The sequence below is a fragment of the Nostoc sp. CALU 1950 genome, from assembly GCF_051172895.1.
In the GTDB taxonomy this organism is placed as follows: domain Bacteria; phylum Cyanobacteriota; class Cyanobacteriia; order Cyanobacteriales; family Nostocaceae; genus Nostoc; species Nostoc edaphicum_A.
Map to the genome: position 1 here is coordinate 1 of NZ_JBDNJQ010000279.1, position 4,851 is coordinate 4,851.

At 44.9% G+C, this 4,851-nt stretch carries 3 protein-coding genes and 1 pseudogene; 2 read left to right on the plus strand and 2 right to left on the minus strand.

Annotated features, from left to right (window positions below; genetic code table 11):
* The first annotated feature begins 169 nt into the window (after positions 1–169).
* Positions 170–1,576: a family 2B encapsulin nanocompartment shell protein gene (locus ABF638_RS36630; RefSeq protein WP_435027658.1), complete on the plus strand. Its 1,407-nt coding sequence runs from the start codon at positions 170–172 to the stop codon at positions 1,574–1,576.
* A gap of 66 nt (positions 1,577–1,642) precedes the next feature.
* Here the strand turns inward: ABF638_RS36630 and ABF638_RS36635 are convergent, their stop codons facing one another.
* Positions 1,643–2,305, minus strand: coding sequence for a class I SAM-dependent methyltransferase (locus ABF638_RS36635; protein WP_435027659.1), 663 nt, complete (start codon positions 2,303–2,305; stop codon positions 1,643–1,645).
* A 253-nt stretch (positions 2,306–2,558) separates the two neighbouring features.
* Between ABF638_RS36635 and ABF638_RS36640 the strand changes: the two genes are divergently transcribed.
* A complete protein-coding gene (locus tag ABF638_RS36640) occupies positions 2,559–4,403 on the plus strand; it encodes a tetratricopeptide repeat protein (RefSeq protein WP_435027660.1) in 1,845 nt (614 codons plus the stop codon).
* A gap of 217 nt (positions 4,404–4,620) precedes the next feature.
* Here the strand turns inward: ABF638_RS36640 and ABF638_RS36645 are convergent.
* Positions 4,621–4,794, minus strand: a pseudogene (locus ABF638_RS36645) (BsuBI/PstI family type II restriction endonuclease); the annotation flags it as partial.
* Positions 4,795–4,851 lie beyond the last annotated feature (57 nt).

Here is a 4,851-nt window from a genome sequence, read left to right on the forward strand (position 1 = left end):
ATAAATCGCCGTCTCTACAAAAGATTGATCCTTGTAGAGACGGCGATTTATCGCGTCTTTGGATCTAGAGATTTATCGCGTCTTTGGATCTAGAATTTTCATCAAAAAACCTTAACCGAACTGTATTGGCACTGAATGGCACTTTTATTACTAACTAGAGGATCGGCTGATGACGGATTTTATTGAATCAAATTTAAATGTTGAGAGTGGACAACCTCAACTAAGTTTGAGTAAAGATGCTGCGCGTAATTTGTCCACGACCACTAAATCTGCACCGCAGACGCAGGAAATTACCTCACGGTGGTTATTGAAGATGTTGCCGTGGGTGCAGACGAAGGGTGGCACTTATCGGCTGAACCGTCGGTTGACCTATACAGTAGGTGATGGGCGGTTGAGTTTCTCCAACACCGGAGCCGAGGTGCAGGTAATTCCCCAGGAACTCGGTGAGTTGCCCTTGCTGCGAGGGTTTGACGACATTGAGGTGCTGAGGGCGTTGGCAAGTCGGTTTGTTCAGCAGGAGTTCGCACCTGGTGATATCATAGTCCAGTCAGGTCAGCCAGCCAATCAGCTTTTCTTGATCGCACATGGCAAAGCGAACAAGATTGGTATTGGCAAGTATGACGAGCAGCCTCTGTTGGATATGCTAGCTGACGGTGATTATTTTGGCGATCGCGTGTTGGTCGATTCAGAAAGCAATTGGAAGTTCACAGTCAAAGCTGTGACCCGATGCACCGTATTAGCACTACCACAACAGGCATTTCGAGAACTGCTCAACCAGTCGCAAGCGTTGCAAGCCCAAGTTGATCAGTTTAGAACTCGCGCAGAACTTCCACAAAACAAGTATGGGGAAGCTGCGATCGCGTTGTCAACCAGTCATAGTACAGAGACGACGTTACCCGGAACATTTGTTGACTACGAACTCTCACCCCGCGAATATCAGTTAAGCATTGCTCAGACTATGTTGCGAGTAAATACTCGCGTTGCGGATCTGTACAATCAACCATATAACCAGACGGAAGAACAATTACGGCTGACGATTGAGGCATTGCGGGAACGTCAAGAATACGAGTTGATCAACAACCGCGAATTTGGATTGTTGCACAACGCCGACCTCAAACAGCGCATCTATACCCGCAGCGGCCCCCCAACTCCCGATGACCTTGATGAACTAGTCACCCGTCGGCGGAAGTCGAGGTTCTTTCTGGCTCATCCCCGCACCATTGCAGCCTTCGGTCGCCAGTGTAACCGTCAAGGTATCTATCCAGACACCATCGATATGGATGGGAGCAAGATAATCACGTGGCGCAATGTACCGATTTTTCCCTGTAACAAGATTCCGATTACCAAGAATCAGACCAGTTCTATCCTTATACTCCGCACTGGTGAGAAAGATCAGGGCGTGATTGGCCTACATCAAACTGGTATCCCCGATGAATACCAACCCAGCTTGTCTGTCCGATTCATGGGCATCAGCGAAAAGGCGATTATTTCCTACCTTGTTACAGCCTACTACTCCGCAGCTGTCCTCGTCCCCGATGCACTTGGCATCCTCGAAGATGTCGAAATTGGGCGCTGAGGGTAGGGTTAGTGCATCTGAAATATCTGTAGCGATTGGCAAAGAACAGGATATGGCGTAAAGACATTACTTCTTCAGTGCCAGAGTTAAGCCATCTGCGATCGCTACTAAACTCATACTAACTCGCTGATCTTGATGCAGTTTTTGATTAAAGGCACGAATTCTTTTAGTTCTATTATCTTGCACTTGGGGGTCGGCAACCCTACCTAACCAGAGGACATTATCGATCGCAATCAGTCCCCCTGACCGCACTAATTGCAGCGATCGCTCATAATAGCCATCATAATTGCTCTTATCTGCATCAATGAAGGCAAAATCAAAAGTTTCCGCTTCTCCTGTTGCGAGTAGCCGATCCAAAGTCTCCAAAGCTGGGGCAATGTGCAGTTGAATTTTATCCGCCACTCCTGCTTGCTGCCAATAACGCCGAGCGATCGTTGTAAATTCCTCACTGATATCACAGGCTACCACCTTACCGTCGCTCGGTAACGCTAATGCCACCACCAGGGAACTATAACCTGTAAATACCCCAACTTCCAAAGTTTTTTTTGCTCCCAACAATTGCACCAGTAACGCCAAAAACTGCCCCTGTTCGGGAGCAATTTGCATTCTACCTATGGGATATTGGGCTGTTTCCTGTCTCAGTTGGGTTAAAATTTCCGGTTCTCGGAGAGAGATTGATAGTAAATAGTCATTGAGATTTTGTTCGAGTCCTAGTGTTTTAGTTGTCATAACGTGTATTCCTGCTAGATAAATCCTAGATAATTTAGGCTTTTACAAAGAAAGGCAGGGGACAGGGGGCAGGGGGGCAGAGGGGCAGGGGGAGCAGGGGGAGAATAACTCTTAACTCTTAACTCTTAACTCTTAACTCTTAACTCAGCACTCAGCACTCAGCACTCAGCACTATTTTGCCCAATGCCCAATGCCCAACTTTTGCTGCCAAGATTAGAATTAGAATTGACGTGACATTCTCCTAATAGCCAAAGTGCCAGACTCTCTGCCATTAAGCGATCGCTATCTTGCCTTAATCGATGAAATTGTCGAAACCACCCTCAAGGGCAAAATTAGCTCTGTGGAACAGGTATATCAAATGCTGCTGAAAGGAATTACTTCCGGGACAGGGGAAGTTTTTGAGCTAGCTTTGAGCGATCGCCTGAATTCCCTGCAAAGTCAAGTAGATAGCCAAAAAGACGAACTCAAGAAAGCTAAAGCTACTCGAAGTTTGAGAGCAATTAAGACTATTCAAAGTCAATGGCAACGCTGGCAAGAGCAAAATAAAGCCACAGAAGCGATCGCCTCGGCAGTTTCAGAAATTACCACAGCCCCCGCTGATGAGCGTTTGGCGGTATTTATCCGGGTTACTGACCCCAATCAGAAGTATCCGCTAAATTTACAACAGCTACAGCAATTATCAAAATCATTACAGCAATTTGCTCAGGTAGATTCTGATTTAGAACAATTTTCTGAAGGGATTACCCGTGGTTTAGCTTCTTGGCAGCGATTGCAAGATAACTTGCTCAGTTGGATGTACGAGCAAAAAGAATCTCTGGGATTTGGCGGCGTACCGGGAGAACGTGGCCCTTGGGCAAGTTGGGCAAAACAACTCAATAGTGAGTTACCCCAATCACTGCTTCGCACCTTGGCTAGGGAAGAATCGGTAATAGAGTTTACCGAGCGACAACGAGGAATCACCCTCAGAGATTGGGTGGAAATGGCATTGATTTTACAGTACTTGCAACGGGGACTAATTAACTGGTTTGACCAACAAGCTTACGATGTGAAAGCGGGGCCAAAGTTGTCCATTTCTACTTTCTTGACCTTTGCAGTGATTTGGAGTCAGTTAGCAAGTGGTTTTGGCAGCATTGGAAAAGTATACGGCGATGCCTGTTCTCAAATCATGCTCCAGATTTTACGAACCTTTGCCCAGCGTCCGTATTTTCCCTTTTACGGCGGGATTTTTGCCTCTTTTACTGGTACTTATTTGCGAGATGCCCTCGATTATTTAGATGAGCCGCTGCGAAAAGGCGAAGGAACCCAAGAAAAGGCGCGAATTTTGACTCTTTTAGGTTATTCTCAACGTGCTTTGGGACAATACCAGCGCTCTATCGACTTTCATCAGCAGGCACTAGAGATCGCTAGGAATGCAGGCGATCGCGCTTGTGAAATTGCCAATCTCAACCACCTCAGCCGCACATACGTGCAACAGCAAAATTATGCTGAGGCAATTAACTACAGTCAACGAGGATTAATACTGAGTCGGCAAGCAGGCGATCGCACAGGAGAAGCAAACGCGCTGGTAAATTTAGGTTACAGCGAAGTCATGCAAGCTCAAGAATTGGAAAACTTAGAACCAGAAACTTATGAAGCCGCAATTAATTATTTGGAACAAGGTTTAAAATTATCAGAAAAATTAGGCGATCTTCAAAGTAAAGCCTTATGTGTCAGCAGTTTAGGAATTGCCTATCTAGTAATTGGACAACACCAAACCGCAATTAAATATCTCGAAGATGGCTTTAAAACAGCGCAAGTTTCCGGTGATTTGTATCTACAGGGGCGGAACTTAGCTTATTTGGCAGAAGCTTATTATCATCTGCAAAATTCGGAAAAGACTGTTTACACAGGCTGCTTGGGAATGTATCTTTTAGAGCAAATTGCTTCTAGTGAGTGGCGACAACCAGCAGGGTTACTGACAATTTTGCAAGGACAGATAGGGACAGAAGCTTTCCACAAGTTCTTACAGCAACATCGCCCGAAAATTATTGCGATTATCGGTGTAGATGGGTATGATCACATTCCGCAATTGTTAGAAGAATACAAGCAAGATATGTAATACCAATTTGAAAAAAGAATGCGACAAATAGACCATCTTGTAGAGACGCGATTCATCGCGTCTTTACTTTACCCAAGAATGTGTTGTAATCATTAATTGAATAATCATTAATTGAATTGGTATAAGAAAGTATTGACAAAGAGTTAAATCTTAACCCAAGTGCATTGCGGTATAAATGTTACACAGACAACTGAATTTTGCTGTAGATTCAGGAAGTTTACTTCTTTTCTATTTGGTAAGCCTGCAATAGATATTCACCATTGAAATGAATCAGGTGAGTAGAATCTTCAGCAACCCAAACATCTGTTTCCCAAGCAATCTCTGCCAGATATGCCACCATTGCCTTACGACTGAGAAATGTTGTTACCATCACCAGAGGTATTTCGGCAGTTCTAAATAGGGCTTGCTGAAAAAAAAGAGAAGGTTACAGTCTCTAGATTCTCAGACC

Coding starts and splice junctions, on each gene's coding strand:
- ABF638_RS36630 (WP_435027658.1), top strand. CDS start 170: ATGACGGATTTTATTGAATCAAATTTAAATGTTGAGAGTGGACAACCT.
- ABF638_RS36635 (WP_435027659.1), bottom strand. CDS start 2,305: ATGACAACTAAAACACTAGGACTCGAACAAAATCTCAATGACTATTTA.